This window comes from Pseudomonas sp. NFACC56-3, from assembly GCF_900100025.1.
GTDB lineage: Bacteria > Pseudomonadota > Gammaproteobacteria > Pseudomonadales > Pseudomonadaceae > Aquipseudomonas > Aquipseudomonas fluorescens_AA.
Genome location: NZ_FMTK01000013.1, coordinates 47,325 through 63,878, shown reverse-complemented (window position 1 = coordinate 63,878; position 16,554 = coordinate 47,325). Strand labels below are relative to the sequence as shown.

Below are 16,554 nucleotides of genomic sequence, written 5' to 3'. Positions count from 1 at the left end.
GGTCAGTCGTCCTGCTGATCGGTCTTGAGCCGGTCCCGGAACGCCTTGGGCGAGATGCCGACGCGCCGGCGGAACAGCCGGGTGAAGTTGGTCGGGTCGGAAAACCCGAGCAGTTCGGAGATCTCGTAGATGGTCATGCCGGTGTAGGTCAGCAGGCGCTTGGCTTCCAACAACTGGCGCTCATGCATGATCTGCAACGCCGGTTGCCCCGCCAGTTCCCGGCAGGTGCCGTTGAGGTGCGACACGGAAATGCCCAGGCGGTGGGCCAGGTCTTCGACCTTGACGTGCTCGCGATAGGTTTCTTCCACCAACTGAATGAACCCGTTGAGGTATTCCCGGGCCCTTTGCGGGCGCTGGGCCTGGGTGTGTCGCTGCATCACCTGGCGGCTGACCCAGACCATGATCACGCTGACCAGCGCATGCATCAGCATTTCCCGAGCCGGCTGGTGCCCCATGTATTCATTCTGCAGCGCGCTGAACAGGCTGTTGAGATACTCGGCATTCTCGAGGGCGGGGTAGCTTTCGGCCTGGGCCAGCACATTGACCGAATGCCCCAGTTGCGCTTGCAGGTGCGTGACCAGCGGCGCCGCCAGGGTCACCACGTAACCTTCCACATCCTCGGAAAAACGAAAGCCATGGACCGACAGCGGCGGCAGGATCTGCACGGCCGGCTCGGTGACCTGCGTGCGCCGGCCTTCGATCTCCAGTTCCGCCTGGCCCTTGAAGACAAACAACAACTGACACAGATCGGCGTGCCGATGGGGTTTGATTTCCCAGTGATGCTCGCGGCTGCGCTTGGAGATGGTTTCGCAGTGCAGCAGGTCCGGGGTCGGCCATTCCTGGCTCTCACCGTAGAGCTTGAACACCGGGATCGAAGGCAGATCAGGTTTTTTCATAACGTGGATCCGGGCCTGGGGTTGCGGGCGATAATCGCACCAATTGGCAGAAAGTACAGGTATCGGCTCAGTTTTCCCCTTCAACTGACAGGTCCGCAAGCGAAAAATGTAGGCACTCGATTTCTAATAATCAACACCGACCGTGGTCGCGTGCTTCGTGCGAGTCATAAGAACAATGAAAACCCTCAAGACCCAAGTCGCTATTATCGGCGCCGGCCCCTCTGGCCTGCTGCTCGGCCAGTTGCTGCACAACGCCGGCATCGACACTGTCATCCTCGAGCGCCAGACCCCGGACTATGTACTGGGCCGTATCCGCGCCGGTGTGCTGGAGCAAGGCATGGTCGAACTGCTGCGCCAGGCTGGCGTCGGCCAACGCATGGACGCCGAAGGGCTGCCCCACGACGGCTTTGAACTGGTGCTCAACGACCGGCGGGTGCACATCGACCTCAAGGGCCTGACTGGCGGTAAAAACGTCATGGTCTACGGCCAGACCGAAGTGACCCGTGACCTGATGGCCGCCCGCGAAGCCGCCAGCGCCCGCACGTTGTACCAGGCCAGCAACGCCCAGCCCCACGACATGCAAACCGAGCACCCTTTCGTGACCTTCGAACATGAAGGGCAAACCTTGCGCCTGGACTGCGACTACATTGCCGGTTGCGACGGTTTCCACGGCGTGGCGCGACAGTCCATTCCGGCGGAAAAACTCAAGGTTTTCGAGCGTGTCTACCCGTTTGGCTGGCTCGGCGTGCTGGCCGACACCCCGCCGGTTCACGAAGAGTTGGTCTACGCTCGGCACGCCCGCGGTTTTGCCCTGTGCAGCATGCGCTCCAAGACCCGCACCCGTTACTACCTGCAAGTCCCCGCCGAGGAGCAAGTGGCCGACTGGCCGGACGAGCGTTTCTGGCATGAACTGAAAAACCGCCTGCCCACCGACCTGGCCGAAGCCTTGGTGACCGGCCCGTCCATCGAGAAAAGCATCGCGCCGCTGCGCAGCTTCGTGGTCGAGCCGATGCAGTACGGGCGGATGTTCCTGGTGGGCGACGCGGCCCACATCGTCCCACCGACCGGGGCCAAGGGGCTGAACCTGGCCGCCAGCGATGTCAGCACGTTGTTCAACATCCTGCTCAAGGTCTATCGCGACGGCCGTGTGGACTTGCTGGAGCAATATTCGGCCATCTGCCTGCGGCGCGTCTGGAAAGCCGAACGGTTCTCGTGGTGGATGACTTCGATGCTGCACCGCTTCGACGACGATGCCTTCAACCAGCGCATCAGCGAAGCCGAGCTCGAATACTTCCTCGACTCCGAGGCCGGCCGAAAAACCATTGCGGAAAATTACGTCGGACTTCCTTACGAGGCTATCGAATAGCCGCCTACCGACTTAAACTGCGGGCTTCGTCCCATTCGCCTCTTCGGCGCAATGCCCGCAGGTTCTGCCGTGACTCAGCTCAATACACCCCAAGCTCCGAAACCGGCCATCCGCAGCGTGCTGGTGGCCCTGATGCTGGCGATTTTCCTGGGTGCCCTGGATCAGACCATCGTCGCCGTCTCGATGCCGGCCATCTCCGCACAATTTGCCGACGTCAGCCTGCTGGCCTGGGTGATTTCCGGCTACATGGTCGCCATGACCGTGGCGGTGCCCATCTACGGCAAGATCGGTGACCTCTACGGACGTCGGCCGTTGATGCTGTTCGGCATGGGCCTGTTCACCCTGGCCTCGCTGTTCTGTGGCCTGGCGCAAAACATGGAGCAACTGGTGCTGGCGCGGATCGTCCAGGGCATCGGCGCCGGCGGGATGATTTCGGTGAGCCAGGCGATCATCGGCGACATCATCCCGCCCCGCGAGCGGGGTCGCTACCAAGGGTATTTCAGCAGCATGTACGCGGTGGCCAGCGTGGCCGGGCCGGTACTCGGTGGCTACATGACCGAATACTTGTCGTGGCGCTGGGTGTTCTGGATCAACCTGCCGCTGGGCCTCACGGCCTGGTGGGTGGCCCGACGTACCCTGGTGGGGCTGCCCGTGCCGCAACGCACGCCGATCATCGATTACCTGGGCACCGTGTTGCTGATCATTGGCCTGACGACGTTGCTGCTGGGGATCACCGAGGTCGGCCAGGGCCATGCCTGGCACAGCCGTGAAGTGCTCGGATTACTGGGTTGCGCGGGGATAGCCCTGGGGGCGTTCGCCTGGTACGAGCGCCGGGCGCGAGAACCGTTGCTGCCGATGCACCTGTTCGCCAACCGCAGCGCGGTGCTGTGCTGGTGCACGGTGTTCTTCACCAGTTTCCAGGCGATTTCCCTGACGGTGCTGGTGCCGTTGCGCTTCCAGAGCGTGACCGGCGCCGGTGCCGACAGTGCGGCGTTGCACTTGTTGCCGCTGGCCATAGGACTGCCGATCGGTGCGTATTTCGCTGGTCGCCGGACCTCGGTCACGGGACGCTACAAACCGATGATCCTGAGCGGTGCACTGCTCCTCCCCTTCGCCATCCTCGGCATGGCCTTCACTGCGCCTGACGCGCTCTGGCTGAGCAGCCTGTTCATGCTGCTCAGCGGCATCGCCTCCGGTATGCAGTTCCCGACGTCGCTGGTGGGTTCACAGAACGCCGTCCACCAACAGGACATCGGCGTCGCCACCAGCACCACCAACCTGTTCCGCTCCCTCGGTGGCGCGGTGGGCGTAGCCCTGATGTCAGCGTTGCTGCTGGCCTTGCTGCAGGACTCAAGCCTGGCCCAATTCGCCGGTGCGTCGCTGATCGGTGAAGGACATACCGGCAACGTCTTGCTGGACGGCCTCAACGCCGCCCCGGGCGAGGCCCGGAACGCCTTGCGCCAGGCATTGCAGGCGACATTCCGGCATTTGCTGTTGATCAGCGCGGCGGTATCGCTGTTGGGACTGGCGGCCGCGGTGGCGATGCCCAATCGCTTGCTGCGTGGGCGGGATGAGAAGGTTGGTAACCTCTAACACACCACCTCTGTGGCGAGGGAGCTTGCTCCCGCTGGGCTGCGAAGCGGCCCCAAAAATGTTGCGGTCGCTGCGCAACCGAGCGGGAGCAAGCTCCCTCGCCACGGAAGCATCGTTGCCACAAAATCTCTTTAGGCCGTCGCCGCGACACCCTGCGACATAACCTCCGCGCTCATCCCATCCTTCATCCGCTTGGCATCGCGCACGAAGCAGCGTGACGCCAGGAACAGGAACACCATGGTCAAGAGCAGCGCCACCGGGATCAGGTACATCGCGTCGTGCAGGCCGATGGCCTTGAATGCTTCGGTCATCTGGTCGACACCCGCGGTGGCCATGGCCATGCGGGCGAAGTAGTCGGACAAGCCGCCCACCACCACCGGCCCCAGGCCGCCGCCGAGCAAATACAGCCCGGCAAAGTACAACGCCATCGCCGTGGCGCGCAGGCGCGGCTCCACCACGTCCTGGATCGCGGTGTAGACGCAGGTGTAAAAGTTATAGGCAAACAGCCAACCCACGCTGAACACCGCCACGAACACGCCGATTTCAATGCGCCCGGCATGCAGCGCCCACGCCGTGGTGACCGTCGAAATCGCCAGGCTGAACGCTGCAAACAGCAGGCGGCCGTTGGGCACGCGCTGGTGGATCTTGTCCGCGACCCAGCCGCCCAAGGTAAGCCCGAACAACCCCGTCACGCCCACCATGATGCCAGTGGCCACGGCCGCCTCGTGCAGCGGCATCAGGAAATAACGTTGCAGCATTGGCACCAGGAAGGAGTTGCAGGCATAGGTGGCGAAGTTGAAGCACAGCCCCGCCAGCACCAGCCACAGGAAGGTGGGAATCGCCAGCACCCGGCGCACCGGCTTGTCGATCTTTTCCTGGGAGACCTGCACGGTTTCCGCCGCACCGCGCTTGGGCTCCTTGATGAAAAACATGAACACCGCCAGCACCAGCCCCGGTACCGCCGCGATGAAGAACGGCGCACGCCAGCTGTCGAACGCCTTGACCATCGCGCCAATGGTGAAAAACGCCAACAGCAGGCCCAGGGGCAGGCCGAGCATGAAGATGCCCATCGCCCGAGCCCGGCGGTGGGCCGGGAACAGATCGCCAATCAGTGAGTTGGCGGCTGGCGCATAGCTGGCCTCGCCGATGCCGATGCCCATGCGCACCACCAGGAACGCCCAGAAACTGCCTACCAGGCCGTTCACCGCCGTCAGTCCGCTCCAGGCCGCCAGGCCCCAGCCCATCAGTTTGCTGCGCGAACCGGTATCGGCCATGCGCCCCAGCGGCAAGCCGGCAATGGCATAAACGATGGTGAAGGCGGTGCCGATGATGCCGATCTGGAAGTCGCTGAGGCTCCACTCCATGCGGATCGGCTCGATGATGATTGCCGGGATGGTGCGGTCGAAGAAATTGAACAGATTGGCCAGGAACAACAGGAACAGAATGCGCCAGGCATTCGCCGCTTGGGTCGAGTTCTGCATGGGTCCGTCTCTTTTATTGTTATGGGCCAACGGTCCGTGGCCTGGATATGCAATCTAGACAGCGCTACGGGCGCTGTCTCCAATCATTCGCAAGACTGATACCCCCCCATGGGACGCGGCGTATTTCTTGATGCCGATCAAGCGCCTGTAACCATTGCCACCATTTTGCCTTTTGCTGGTTAAAGATCGAAGTCCGGTGGCCGATCCAACGTGATCAAGAAAAAGAATATCCCGAGCGCTGCTCAGGCCGCAGCCCTGGCCGCTCGGACCGATTTTCGCGTTTATCCAGGCGCGAATTCCCATCCGTGAGCGTTCGATGACGCATTCGTCGAGCCACCCGTTCAGGCACATGGCGCACAATGACCTCAAAAAAAACAGCCACTGCGGTATCCGATCTGACCTTGAGCCCCGCCGCCAACGGCCCGGAAGCCTCGAAGCCGTCGAGCCCCCCGCGCCCTCTGTCGACCCAGCAATATCTGTATTTCACCGAAACCAACACCGACCGTATCCTCGATAACCTCGACGGCCTGCGTGACACCGTGTTCCCGCGTCCGCCGCACCTGGTGGACGACGAATACGACCGTGCGCAACAGGAGTTCCCGTCGGTGTGCCTGATCGGTCTGGGTCGCTGCGGCTCCAACATCGCCCTGGACGTGGCCGAGCTGGTGTACAACGCCCGCAAGTTCTACCTCAACGAATTCAACGCCGAAGACAAAGGCTACAGCGACAAGGGCTACAGCCCCGCACAATGGATCCGCAACAACCTGCGCCTGGGCCCCAGCAAGGCCAGCAAGCCGGTGTTCCTGGTGGAGCCGCTGGTGATGCTCGGCGACCTGGACAAGGACATCGCCGGGCGCATCCGTTTCTCGCGCAAGGGCGAAAAAAGCGGCTTCTTGCGCGACTACAGCAAGATGAAAATCATGGACCTGTCGGAAGTCCACGCCGGTGGCGCCGGTAACGCGCCGATCCTCGGCCAGTACCTGGCCAAGATCATCCTGAACAAGGACACCCAGCGCTTCTCCAGCCCCGACTGGAAAATGATCCACTCGTACCTGATCGACAGCTGCGGCATCAAGGCCAACCAGTCGCGCCTGTACTTCTCGATCTTCAGCGCCGGCGGCGGTACCGGTTCGGGCATGGCTTCGGAGTTCGGCCTGGCCCAGCAGTACTCGTACATGAACAAGACGTTCGACACCAAGCCGATGGACGAACACGACAGCAAGAGCGGCCACTCCTTCGTCTTCGAGCCGATCTTCACCAGCGGCATCTGCGTGCTGCCGAACATTTCCGACCACCGCAGCGAAATGTCCGAAGCCTTGCACATCAACGCCGGACGCCTGCTGTGCAAGTACCTGTCGGAAGAATGGGATTTCTCGTACAACTTCGCCAATGAAGACAGCAGCGAAGCCAGCGTGATGGGCCGTATCCGTCCATGGAACGCGATGATGCTGATCTCCAACGACATCATGCGCTACGCCGAAGAAAGCGATGACGGCAACATTCAGAACATCGATGTCAATGCCATGGAGAAGCACGCCAACCAGTACATCTCCCAGCAGATCTTCAACATCCTGACGGCCCAGGCCGTCACCACCGACTACGACCAGAATTACTTCCGCCGTGCCGGCATCGACATCGGCGAAACCATTCGCCTGGACGCCAACGACCTGTTCATGAGCCTGGCCGGCCCGGTGGCAATCGCCTACGCCGAGTCTGTCGTCCCGGAAACCCCGGCACCGAGCGGCGACAAGTTCAAGGTGTTCGAGAAAGAGCCGCCGCGCCTGAACATCGACGACCTGTTCTTCCGCTCCATCGACCTGCCGCACTTCAACAAAGTCACCCAGGCCATCGAAGGCATCAGCCTGTTGCCGATCGAATCCAAGCGCTACCGTGCCTCGCTGGAGCAATACAAGAATTCCGGCTACGACGCCGCGGCCCTGCATGACCTGCACTTCTTCAAGAACTGCTCGTCGGTGGTGTCCATCGTCTCCTTGCCCAAGGACTACAAGCTGTCCTACATGGACCTGAACCGGCTCAAGACCCACCTCAACAGCCTGTTCCCCAACACCACGCTCAAGCGTTACGCGCTGGTGATCGGCGCCTCGGCGAACCTGTCGCTGACCACCCTGATCGCCAAGAGCCCGTGCCTGTCGGATGATTTCCTGACCTTGATCGTGGCCTTCATCAAACGCTGCTTCGCCCGCACCCCGTACCGTTTCGACGACACCCTGGACAACTCGATCCTGGACTTCATCATCAATGAAGACTTCGACGAAGCACGCATCGACGACCTGCTCAACGAGTTCGAAAACCCGGCGAAGATCCTCGACACCAACTGGTACGCGATCAAGCCGATGTACGAGAAGAAGTACCGCGAGCTGATCAATGACAAGGACAAGTTCGTCTCGATCAACGACATCCGCCTGTCCCGCGACTGCGTGAAGAAATCCATCAAGTACCTGCGCGAGATCTACCGTCACCGCATTGGCAAGACCAAGGTCATTTCCTTAAATAACCACACTGGCAGGACTTACTGAGGCCAGGCACAAGACCGAGTCGCCCCTTTCGCGAGCAAGCCCGCTCCCACAGTGGACCGCATTTTTCTGAAGAAACGCGGCGCCATGTGGGAGCGGGCTTGCTCGCGAAGGCGGCCTTGAATACACCACCGAGACAACATCCAGAAACAATTGAGCAGCCCAAAGGCTGCCCCATAAACTGTTCCCGTTACGTATACGTCACCCTGCCCTGTGGCGTTTCGCCACGGCAGGGTGCTATCACGCTACTCACCTACACACTTTTTCAAACACAAAAAACACGAACCAACTTGGTGCATCGATCAATTCGACGCCCTTTCCTGGATCATAATCCACGGCGAAACCACCACAGCCCAAAGCTGCGGATCGCGCGCCAGGAAATCCAGCGCCCGCGTTTCAGACAGCTTGGCGAGCTGGTCGGCGGCCAGCCAGGCGGCGACTTTGGTACCTTCGTCCCGGGCGACGGCCTCGGCGGCGGCGATCAAATCCAGTGCCGGATCGACCCACAATAGGGCACCCTTGGCAAAGAACGGCTCCAGCTCTTTCCAGGTGATGGATGCGGTTTCTCCAAGCAGCTTGGCATAGAGGGTGCTAGGTTCTTGATTCATGGGAGCTGTCCGGAAAAGAAATCGGCGCGAATGATAACGTCGGTGGTCTGGCAGAAAAACCCGGTAGCAAATTGCAGTACCGATTGAAAAGCGCAGGAAAGCCAAGGATTGCCGAAACGACCGGACAACCCCCGCCGCTATTCTGTCTTTTTCTTTCAATTAAGCGACACCCCCAGGTTTTGCCCCCAAGCGCCAGCTTCCCTTGCCAACAATGGGCGCTCTACACTGTACCGGTACAGTTGCCGGGGGCATTTTCCGCGTGGGTATCCAAGATATCTGACCCGGTTCTGCTGCTACGGCGCCAGGACTATAAAAACTACAACAGCATGAGTGGAGCACTATGACTAAGGCTACTAAGCAGATTTCCAAACTGTTTGCCGCTATGGTTCTGGCCGGGGTTGCCAGCCATTCGTTTGCCGCCGACACCATCAAGATCGGCATCGCCGGCCCCAAGACCGGCCCTGTAGCCCAATACGGCGACATGCAGTTCAGTGGCGCGAAAATGGCCATCGAACAGATCAACGCCAAGGGCGGGGTCGACGGCAAGCAGCTCGTCGCCGTCGAATACGATGACGCCTGTGATCCAAAACAAGCGGTCGCGGTCGCGAACAAAGTCGTCAACGACGGCGTCAAGTTCGTGGTCGGCCACCTGTGCTCCAGCTCCACCCAGCCAGCTTCCGACATCTACGAAGACGAAGGCGTGGTCATGATCACCCCGGCGGCTACCAGCCCGGACATCACCGCTCGCGGCTACAAGATGATCTTCCGTACCATCGGCCTGGACAGCGCCCAAGGCCCTGCGGCCGGCAACTACATCGCCGACCACGTCAAGCCGAAGATCGTTGCGGTCCTGCACGACAAGCAGCAGTACGGTGAAGGCATCGCCAGCGCCGTGAAGAAAACCCTCGAAGGCAAAGGCGTGAAAGTGGCCGTCTTCGAAGGCGTGAACGCCGGCGACAAAGACTTCTCCTCGATGATCGCCAAGCTCAAGCAAGCCAACGTCGACTTCGTCTACTACGGCGGCTACCACCCGGAGCTGGGCCTGATCCTGCGTCAAGCCCAGGAAAAAGGCCTGAAGGCCAAGTTCATGGGTCCGGAAGGCGTGGGTAACGACTCCATCTCGCAAATCGCCAAGGAATCCTCCGAAGGCCTGCTGGTGACCCTGCCGAAATCCTTCGACCAGGATCCGGCCAACGTTGCCCTGGCTGACGCGTTCAAGGCCAAGAAAGAAGACCCGAGCGGTCCGTTCGTGTTCCCGTCCTACTCCGCTGTCCAGGTGATTGCCCAGGCCATCACCACAGCCAAGAGCGAAGACGCAGGCAAAGTGGCTGAAGCCATCCACGCCGGCACCTTCAAGACGCCAACGGGCGACCTGAGCTTCGACGCGAAGGGCGACCTGAAGGACTTCAAGTTCGTGGTCTACGAGTGGCATTTCGGCAAACCTAAAACCGAAGCTTCGCCTCAGTAAGGCCTGGCCTGACTGACTGCCAATAAAGCCCACGGCGTGCCGTGGGCTTTGTTTTAAAAGTATTGGGCCGCGCTGGCGTGATCCGCCAGCCTCCCCACCTGAAAATCTCAAAACCGTCATCAGCGGTTCGCTGGCAAACCTCGTGTTCGAAGTGGATGCAGATCCACGGGGCCCGGGCGGGAAAATGACTCCACCAGTGAAATGCGTATCAGGTTTTTAGGAGCGCTGTAATGCCTGACATCTATCACTTCTTCCAGCAGCTGGTTAACGGCCTGACCGTTGGCAGCACGTATGCCCTGATCGCCATCGGCTATACGATGGTCTACGGCATCATTGGAATGATCAACTTCGCCCACGGCGAGGTGTACATGATCGGCTCCTACGTGGCGTTCATCGCCATCGCCGGGCTGAGCATGATGGGACTCGACAGTGTCCCGCTGTTGATGACCGCGGCGTTTCTCGCGAGCATCGTCGTCACCAGCTCCTATGGCTACAGCATCGAACGGATCGCCTACCGCCCCCTGCGCGGCAGCAACCGTCTGATCCCGCTGATCTCCGCCATCGGCATGTCGATCTTCCTGCAGAACACGGTACTGCTTTCCCAAGACTCCAAGGACAAATCCATTCCCAACCTGATCCCGGGCAACTTTGCCATCGGGCCAGGCGGGGCACATGAAGTGCTGATTTCCTACATGCAAATCGTGGTGTTCGTGGTGACCCTGGTCGCCATGCTCGGCCTCACGCTGTTCATCTCCCGTTCCCGCCTCGGCCGCGCCTGCCGCGCCTGTGCCGAGGACATCAAGATGGCCAACCTGCTGGGCATCAACACCAACAACATCATCGCCCTGACCTTCGTCATCGGTGCGGCCCTGGCGGCCATCGCCGCGGTGCTGTTGAGCATGCAATACGGCGTGATCAACCCCAACGCCGGCTTCCTCGTGGGCCTGAAAGCCTTCACCGCCGCGGTGCTGGGCGGCATCGGCAGCATCCCCGGGGCGATGCTCGGCGGGTTGGTGCTGGGCGTGGCGGAAGCCTTTGGCGCCGACATCTTCGGCGACCAGTACAAGGACGTCGTCGCGTTCGGCTTGTTGGTTCTGGTTCTGTTATTCCGGCCGACCGGCATCCTGGGCCGCCCGGAGGTTGAGAAAGTATGACTAGGCATCTCAAATCGGCGCTTTTCAGCGCCCTGCTGGTCTGGGCCGTGGCCTACCCGGTACTGGGTCTTAAACTGACCATCGTCGGCATCAACCTGGAAGTGCACGGCACCAGCCCGGCGATCCTGGCGACCATCGCCGTGTGCTCGCTGCTGATGTTCGTGCGCGTGCTGTTCAGCACGCAGATCAGCGCGGCGTGGAAGTCTTCGCCCGGCCTGCCGGTGATCCCGGCCAAGGCCAGCCACTTCCTGACCCTGCCGAGCACCCAGCGCTGGATCGTGCTGGGCCTGATCGTCGTGGCCCTGGTGTGGCCGTTCTTCGGCTCTCGCGGCGCGGTGGACATCGCCACGCTGATCCTGATCTACGTGATGCTGGGCCTGGGCCTGAACATCGTCGTAGGCCTGGCCGGCCTGCTGGACCTGGGTTACGTCGGCTTCTACGCCGTCGGCGCCTACAGCTACGCGCTGCTGTCCCATTACTTCGGCCTGAGCTTCTGGATCTGCCTGCCCATCGCCGGGATGATGGCCGCCACCTTCGGCTTCCTGCTGGGCTTCCCGGTGCTGCGCTTGCGCGGCGATTACCTGGCGATCGTGACCCTGGGTTTCGGCGAGATCATCCGCCTGTTCCTGCGCAACCTGACCGACATCACCGGCGGCCCGAACGGCATCAGCAACATCCCCAAGCCAACGTTCTTCGGACTGAGCTTCGATAGAACCGCCGCCGAAGGCCTGCAAACCTTCCACGAATACTTCGGCCTGGAATACAGCTCGATCAACAAGGTGATCTTCCTCTACCTGATTGCGCTGTTGCTGGCCCTGGCCGCGCTGTTCGTCATCAACCGCCTGCTGCGCATGCCGATTGGCCGCGCGTGGGAAGCCTTGCGTGAAGACGAAATCGCTTGCCGCGCCCTGGGTCTCAACCCGACCGTGATCAAGTTGTCGGCCTTTACCCTCGGCGCTGCGTTCGCCGGTTTTGCCGGCAGCTTCTTCGCCGCTCGCCAAGGCCTGGTGACGCCGGAATCCTTCACCTTCATCGAGTCGGCGATCATCCTCGCCATCGTGGTGCTGGGCGGGATGGGCTCGCAACTGGGCGTGATCCTGGCGGCGATCGTGATGATCCTGCTGCCGGAAATGATGCGTGAATTCAGCGAATACCGCATGTTGATGTTCGGCGCCTTGATGGTGCTGATGATGATCTGGCGTCCTCAAGGTCTGCTGCCTATGCAACGCCCCCACATGGAGCTGCGCAAATGAGCCGCGAGATCCTCAAGGTTGAAAATTTAAGCATGCGCTTCGGCGGTTTGCTGGCGGTCAACGGCGTGGCCCTGACCGTGAAAGAGAAGCAAGTGGTTGCCCTGATCGGGCCCAACGGCGCGGGCAAGACCACTGTGTTCAACTGCCTGACCGGCTTCTACCAGCCCACCGGCGGCACCATCCTGCTGGACGGCGAGCCGATCCAGGGCCTGCCCGGCCACCACATCGCCCGCAAGGGTGTGGTGCGCACCTTCCAGAACGTGCGGCTGTTCAAGGACATGACGGCGGTCGAGAACCTGTTGATCGCCCAGCATCGTCATTTGAACACCAACTTCCTTGCCGGGCTGTTCAAGACCCCGGCGTTCCGCAAAAGCGAACGCGAGGCCATGGAGTACGCCGAGTACTGGCTGGACAAGGTCAACCTCACCGAGTTTGCCAACCGTACCGCCGGCACCCTGGCCTACGGTCAGCAACGGCGCCTGGAAATCGCCCGCTGCATGATGACCCGTCCGCGGATCCTCATGCTCGACGAGCCGGCCGCCGGCCTGAACCCCAAGGAAACCGAAGACCTCAAGGCGCTGATCGGCGTGCTGCGTGAAGAGCACAACGTCACCGTGCTGCTGATCGAGCACGACATGAAGCTGGTCATGAGCATTTCCGACCACATCGTCGTGATCAACCAGGGCACGCCCCTGGCCGACGGTACGCCGGAACAGATCCGCGACAATCCTGAAGTGATCAAAGCCTACCTGGGGGAAGCGTAAATGCTGCAGTTCGAAAACGTTTCCACCTTCTACGGCAAGATCCAGGCCCTGCACAGCGTCAACGTCGAAGTCCGCCAGGGCGAAATCGTCACGCTGATCGGTGCCAACGGTGCCGGCAAATCCACCCTGCTGATGACGCTCTGCGGTTCGCCCCAGGCCCACAGCGGCAGCATCCGCTACATGGGTGAGGAACTGGTGGGCCAGGACTCGGCGCAGATCATGCGCAAGAGCATCGCCGTGGTACCTGAGGGTCGTCGGGTATTTGCCCGACTGACCGTGGAAGAAAACCTCGCCATGGGTGGATTTTTCACCGACAAGGGCGACTATCAGGAACAAATGGACAAGGTCCTGCACCTTTTCCCACGCCTGAAAGAGCGCTTTACCCAGCGCGGCGGCACCATGTCCGGCGGCGAACAGCAAATGCTCGCCATCGGCCGTGCGCTGATGAGCAAACCCAAGCTGCTGCTACTCGACGAGCCTTCCCTGGGCCTGGCACCGATCATCATCCAGCAGATCTTCGACATCATCGAACAACTGCGCAAGGATGGCGTGACGGTGTTCCTGGTGGAGCAGAACGCCAACCAGGCGCTGAAAATCGCCGACCGGGCGTACGTGCTGGAGAACGGCCGGGTGGTGATGCAAGGCACCGGCGAGGCGCTGCTGACCGACCCGAAAGTGCGCGAGGCGTATCTGGGCGGTTGAGTCCTGTCGCAGTAACAGAAACGGCCTTCGGGCCGTTTTTTTTGTCCGGACCGCCCGCAATCCCCTGTGGCGAGGGAGCTTGCTCCCGCTGGGCTGCGCAGCGGCCCCAAGATTTTGCGGTTGCTGCGCAACCGAGCGGGAGCAAGCTCCCTCGCCACGGGGTTACGCGTATCTAAAAAATAATGAGATCGCGCTGTAACGCTTTTCCACCTCCCTTCTCTAGTTCAGCAGACCGGCGCTAACGCCGGTTCATTTCCCTGAAGACTGGAGAATCACCATGACTGCTTCGACCCGTACCCTGTCCGCCGCTGCCTTGGTCCTCGCCCTGGGTTCTGCCCTGAGCATGACTGCCGTCTCGACCGTTCACGCAGCCGACGACGCCATGGAAAAATGCTTCGGCGTTGCCCTCAAAGGCAAGAACGACTGCGCCGCCGGGGCCGGCACCACCTGCGCCGGTACCGCAAAGATGGACTATCAGGCCAACGCTTGGAAATCGGTCCCTAAAGGCACTTGCACCACCACCAAAAGCGAAACCTCCCCCACCGGTTTCGGCCAGCTCGAAGCGTTCAAAGCCAAGTCCTGATCGCACCCGCCTGAGGCCCGCCACCATGTTGAACGCCCCATCCCTCACCACTGATAGCCGGCTGCCGCCAAGGGCAGGGTTGGGGCTCAAGAGTGCGCATTTTCGTGAGGTCCTGCAGACCCGACCGGACCTGGGTTTCTTCGAAGTGCACGCGGAAAACTACATGGTGGCCGGTGGGCCGCTTCATCACTTCCTGGGGCTGATACGCGAACAGTACCCGCTGTCGTTGCACGGTGTCGGCCTGTCGATCGGTGGGGAGGGGCCGCTGGATGTCGCGCATGTGCAGCGCCTGGCCGCCCTGATCGAACGCTATCAGCCCCAATCCTTTTCCGAACACCTGGCCTGGTCCAGCCACGGCCCGGTGTTCCTCAATGACTTGCTCCCCCTGGCCTATGACGCAGCAACCCTCGACCGGGTCTGCGAACACGTCGACCAGGTGCAGTCCAGCCTCAAGCGCACGCTGTTACTGGAAAACCCGGCGACCTACCTGGCCTTTGAAACCTCGACCTTCGACGAACCACAGTTCATGAGCGAAGTGATCCGTCGCACCGGCTGCGGCCTGCTGCTGGATGTGAACAACGTCTACGTTTCGTGCGTCAACCATTGCCGCGATCCATTGGCCTACCTCGACGCCCTGCCTCTGCAAGCGACCGGCGAAATTCACCTGGCCGGCTTTGCCGAAGATTCCGACAGCCTCGGTGAGCGCCTGTTGATAGACGATCACGGCGCCCCCGTCGACCACGCGGTCTGGCAACTGTATCGCCAGGCACTGGAGCGGACCGGACCGGTCGCCACCTTGATCGAGCGCGACAACCACGTCCCGGCATGGGAAGTGCTGCTGGCCGAAGCACGCCAGGCCGATCAACTGTTGAGCGCCGCTGGAGCCCGGCCATGAGCAACCAGCACGCATTTGCCTCCGCCCTGCTCGACCCGTGCAAGGCATGTCCGACCGGCCTGGTCAGCGCCAATGGGGCGGCCCCGGAAAGCCGTTTCGCGGTGTACCGCAACAACGTGCTCAGCTCATTGATCAACGCCCTGGCCGACAACTACCCGGTGGTGGCGCAACTGGTGGGCGAGGCATTCTTCCGGGCCATGGCCGGAGTCTATGTCCAATCGACGCCGCCGCGCAGCCCGGTGATGAACGACTACGGGGGCGACTTTGCCGAGTTCATCGAACACTTCGAACCCGCCGCCAGTGTGCCTTACCTGGCGGACGTCGCTCGGCTGGAGCGACTGCATGTGCAAGCCTGGCATGCCGCCGACGCCGAGCCCATGGCGCAAGAACGAATCGTGGCGGCGCTGTCGTCCCCCACGCTGGCGGGGCACCTGAAGATCGGGCTTCACCCGTCACTGCGGCTGCTGCAATCCCCCTACGCCGTGTTGACGATCTGGGCCGCTCATCAGCACCAGGCGCCCGTACCGTTCGAAACGTTTCCCGCGCAAAACGCCTTGGTGCTGCGCAACGGCCTGGACGTGGAGGTGTTTGCGATCAGTCGCGCTGCCCATGGGTTCATCGCCGCCCTGCAACAAGGGTTTTCCCTGACGGCTGCCATCGAAGCCTCAATCGATCTTGACCTGGAACAGACCCTGGCGGGGCTCATCCGCCTCCAGGCCATCACCCACCTCCTAACCGAACAGGTATCCCCATGAACGCCTTGATTGCCGGTTTCATTCAATGGCTGGAGAAAATCCCCCACAGCCTGATCGCCTTCGTCGCACGCTTCTCGATAGCCGCCGTGTTCTGGAAATCCGGCCAGACCAAAATCGAAGGACTGGCCATCGACCTGTTCGACGGCACCTTCCAGATCGGTTTGCCGCGGCTGGCGGACTCGACCATCCCCCTGTTCAAAAGCGAATATGCCTTGCCGCTGCTGTCGCCGGAACTGGCCGCGCACCTGGCGGCCTCTGCCGAGCATGTGTTCCCGGTACTGCTTCTGTTTGGCCTGGCGACACGCTTTTCGGCAATGGCCTTGCTCGGCATGACCTTGACCATCCAGGTGTTCGTCTACCCGGACGCCTACCCGACCCATGGCACCTGGGCGGCGGTCTTGCTCTACCTGATGGCCCGTGGACCGGGGGGGTTGTCGATCGATCACCTGATCGCCAAGCGTTACGCCCACTGACTGCGGCTGGAACGCCTGTGGGAGCGGGC

The 16,554-nt window shown here is 61.5% G+C and carries 15 protein-coding genes; 12 read left to right on the top strand and 3 right to left on the bottom strand.

Annotated features, from left to right (window positions below):
- Positions 1 to 2: 2 nt before the first annotated feature.
- Positions 3 to 896 carry a helix-turn-helix domain-containing protein gene (locus tag BLO80_RS18090; RefSeq protein WP_092329143.1) on the bottom strand — a complete coding sequence of 298 codons (894 nt, stop codon included), beginning with the start codon at positions 894 to 896 and terminating at the stop codon, positions 3 to 5.
- 175 nt (positions 897 to 1,071) lie between these two features.
- Here BLO80_RS18090 and pobA point away from each other — a divergent pair, with 175 nt between their 5' ends.
- Both pobA and BLO80_RS18080 read left to right on the top strand, forming a co-directional pair.
- The gene (gene pobA, locus BLO80_RS18085) at positions 1,072 to 2,262 is read left to right on the top strand and encodes a 4-hydroxybenzoate 3-monooxygenase (protein WP_092329145.1); all 1,191 of its coding nucleotides are present in this window, start codon (positions 1,072 to 1,074) and stop codon (positions 2,260 to 2,262) included.
- A 69-nt stretch (positions 2,263 to 2,331) separates the two neighbouring features.
- Positions 2,332 to 3,855, top strand: a complete 1,524-nt coding sequence (locus BLO80_RS18080; RefSeq protein ID WP_092329148.1) for an MDR family MFS transporter — start codon at positions 2,332 to 2,334, stop codon at positions 3,853 to 3,855.
- 131 nt (positions 3,856 to 3,986) lie between these two features.
- Here the strand turns inward: BLO80_RS18080 and BLO80_RS18075 are convergent, their stop codons facing one another.
- Positions 3,987 to 5,336 (bottom strand): spinster family MFS transporter, encoded by a 1,350-nt coding sequence (locus tag BLO80_RS18075; protein WP_092329150.1) that lies wholly within the window; start codon positions 5,334 to 5,336, stop codon positions 3,987 to 3,989.
- Between the two features lie 359 nt (positions 5,337 to 5,695).
- On the opposite strand from BLO80_RS18075, the gene BLO80_RS18070 reads away from it, so the two are divergent.
- Positions 5,696 to 7,873, top strand: coding sequence for a hypothetical protein (locus BLO80_RS18070; RefSeq protein ID WP_092329153.1), 2,178 nt, complete (start codon positions 5,696 to 5,698; stop codon positions 7,871 to 7,873).
- Between the two features lie 299 nt (positions 7,874 to 8,172).
- Here BLO80_RS18070 and BLO80_RS18065 read toward each other — a convergent pair whose 3' ends face one another.
- Complete coding sequence (locus BLO80_RS18065) at positions 8,173 to 8,478, bottom strand: DUF2288 domain-containing protein (RefSeq protein ID WP_092329155.1); 306 nt, start codon at positions 8,476 to 8,478, stop codon at positions 8,173 to 8,175.
- 340 nt (positions 8,479 to 8,818) lie between these two features.
- On the opposite strand from BLO80_RS18065, the gene BLO80_RS18060 reads away from it, so the two are divergent.
- The 9 genes from BLO80_RS18060 to BLO80_RS18020 all read left to right on the top strand — a co-directional run bounded on the left by BLO80_RS18060 (position 8,819) and on the right by BLO80_RS18020 (position 16,525).
- Complete coding sequence (locus tag BLO80_RS18060; RefSeq protein ID WP_092203963.1) at positions 8,819 to 9,946, top strand: branched-chain amino acid ABC transporter substrate-binding protein; 1,128 nt, start codon at positions 8,819 to 8,821, stop codon at positions 9,944 to 9,946.
- Positions 9,947 to 10,176: 230 nt separating this feature from the next.
- Complete coding sequence (livH, locus tag BLO80_RS18055; RefSeq protein WP_060738894.1) at positions 10,177 to 11,100, top strand: high-affinity branched-chain amino acid ABC transporter permease LivH; 924 nt, start codon at positions 10,177 to 10,179, stop codon at positions 11,098 to 11,100.
- Positions 11,097 to 12,353, top strand: a complete 1,257-nt coding sequence (locus BLO80_RS18050) for a high-affinity branched-chain amino acid ABC transporter permease LivM (RefSeq protein ID WP_092329158.1) — start codon at positions 11,097 to 11,099, stop codon at positions 12,351 to 12,353. Before livH ends, BLO80_RS18050 begins: the two co-directional genes overlap by 4 nt.
- Positions 12,350 to 13,117 carry a high-affinity branched-chain amino acid ABC transporter ATP-binding protein LivG gene (gene livG / locus BLO80_RS18045; protein WP_092329161.1) on the top strand — a complete coding sequence of 256 codons (768 nt, stop codon included), beginning with the start codon at positions 12,350 to 12,352 and terminating at the stop codon, positions 13,115 to 13,117. The genes BLO80_RS18050 and livG overlap by 4 nt, the downstream gene beginning before the upstream one ends.
- A complete protein-coding gene (locus BLO80_RS18040) occupies positions 13,118 to 13,819 on the top strand; it encodes an ABC transporter ATP-binding protein (RefSeq protein ID WP_053119042.1) in 702 nt (233 codons plus the stop codon).
- 277 nt (positions 13,820 to 14,096) lie between these two features.
- The gene (locus BLO80_RS18035; protein ID WP_092329163.1) at positions 14,097 to 14,402 is read left to right on the top strand and encodes a BufA1 family periplasmic bufferin-type metallophore; all 306 of its coding nucleotides are present in this window, start codon (positions 14,097 to 14,099) and stop codon (positions 14,400 to 14,402) included.
- Positions 14,403 to 14,427: 25 nt separating this feature from the next.
- Positions 14,428 to 15,297 (top strand): MNIO family bufferin maturase, encoded by an 870-nt coding sequence (locus BLO80_RS18030; RefSeq protein WP_092329166.1) that lies wholly within the window; start codon positions 14,428 to 14,430, stop codon positions 15,295 to 15,297.
- Positions 15,294 to 16,052 (top strand): HvfC/BufC N-terminal domain-containing protein, encoded by a 759-nt coding sequence (locus tag BLO80_RS18025; RefSeq protein WP_092329167.1) that lies wholly within the window; start codon positions 15,294 to 15,296, stop codon positions 16,050 to 16,052. Before BLO80_RS18030 ends, BLO80_RS18025 begins: the two co-directional genes overlap by 4 nt.
- Positions 16,049 to 16,525 carry a DoxX family protein gene (locus BLO80_RS18020; protein ID WP_092329170.1) on the top strand — a complete coding sequence of 159 codons (477 nt, stop codon included), beginning with the start codon at positions 16,049 to 16,051 and terminating at the stop codon, positions 16,523 to 16,525. The genes BLO80_RS18025 and BLO80_RS18020 overlap by 4 nt, the downstream gene beginning before the upstream one ends.
- The last annotated feature ends 29 nt before the right edge of the window (positions 16,526 to 16,554 follow it).

Bases quoted from the DNA above. Each gene is read 5' to 3' on its own strand.
- BLO80_RS18060 (WP_092203963.1), top strand. From the start codon at position 8,819: ATGACTAAGGCTACTAAGCAGATTTCCAAACTGTTTGCCGCTATGGTT.
- BLO80_RS18020 (WP_092329170.1), top strand. From the start codon at position 16,049: ATGAACGCCTTGATTGCCGGTTTCATTCAATGGCTGGAGAAAATCCCC.
- BLO80_RS18090 (WP_092329143.1), bottom strand. From the start codon at position 896: ATGAAAAAACCTGATCTGCCTTCGATCCCGGTGTTCAAGCTCTACGGT.
- BLO80_RS18070 (WP_092329153.1), top strand. From the start codon at position 5,696: ATGACCTCAAAAAAAACAGCCACTGCGGTATCCGATCTGACCTTGAGC.
- livG (WP_092329161.1), top strand. From the start codon at position 12,350: ATGAGCCGCGAGATCCTCAAGGTTGAAAATTTAAGCATGCGCTTCGGC.
- BLO80_RS18075 (WP_092329150.1), bottom strand. From the start codon at position 5,336: ATGCAGAACTCGACCCAAGCGGCGAATGCCTGGCGCATTCTGTTCCTG.
- livH (WP_060738894.1), top strand. From the start codon at position 10,177: ATGCCTGACATCTATCACTTCTTCCAGCAGCTGGTTAACGGCCTGACC.
- BLO80_RS18050 (WP_092329158.1), top strand. From the start codon at position 11,097: ATGACTAGGCATCTCAAATCGGCGCTTTTCAGCGCCCTGCTGGTCTGG.
- BLO80_RS18025 (WP_092329167.1), top strand. From the start codon at position 15,294: ATGAGCAACCAGCACGCATTTGCCTCCGCCCTGCTCGACCCGTGCAAG.
- pobA (WP_092329145.1), top strand. From the start codon at position 1,072: ATGAAAACCCTCAAGACCCAAGTCGCTATTATCGGCGCCGGCCCCTCT.
- BLO80_RS18040 (WP_053119042.1), top strand. From the start codon at position 13,118: ATGCTGCAGTTCGAAAACGTTTCCACCTTCTACGGCAAGATCCAGGCC.
- BLO80_RS18065 (WP_092329155.1), bottom strand. From the start codon at position 8,478: ATGAATCAAGAACCTAGCACCCTCTATGCCAAGCTGCTTGGAGAAACC.
- BLO80_RS18030 (WP_092329166.1), top strand. From the start codon at position 14,428: ATGTTGAACGCCCCATCCCTCACCACTGATAGCCGGCTGCCGCCAAGG.
- BLO80_RS18035 (WP_092329163.1), top strand. From the start codon at position 14,097: ATGACTGCTTCGACCCGTACCCTGTCCGCCGCTGCCTTGGTCCTCGCC.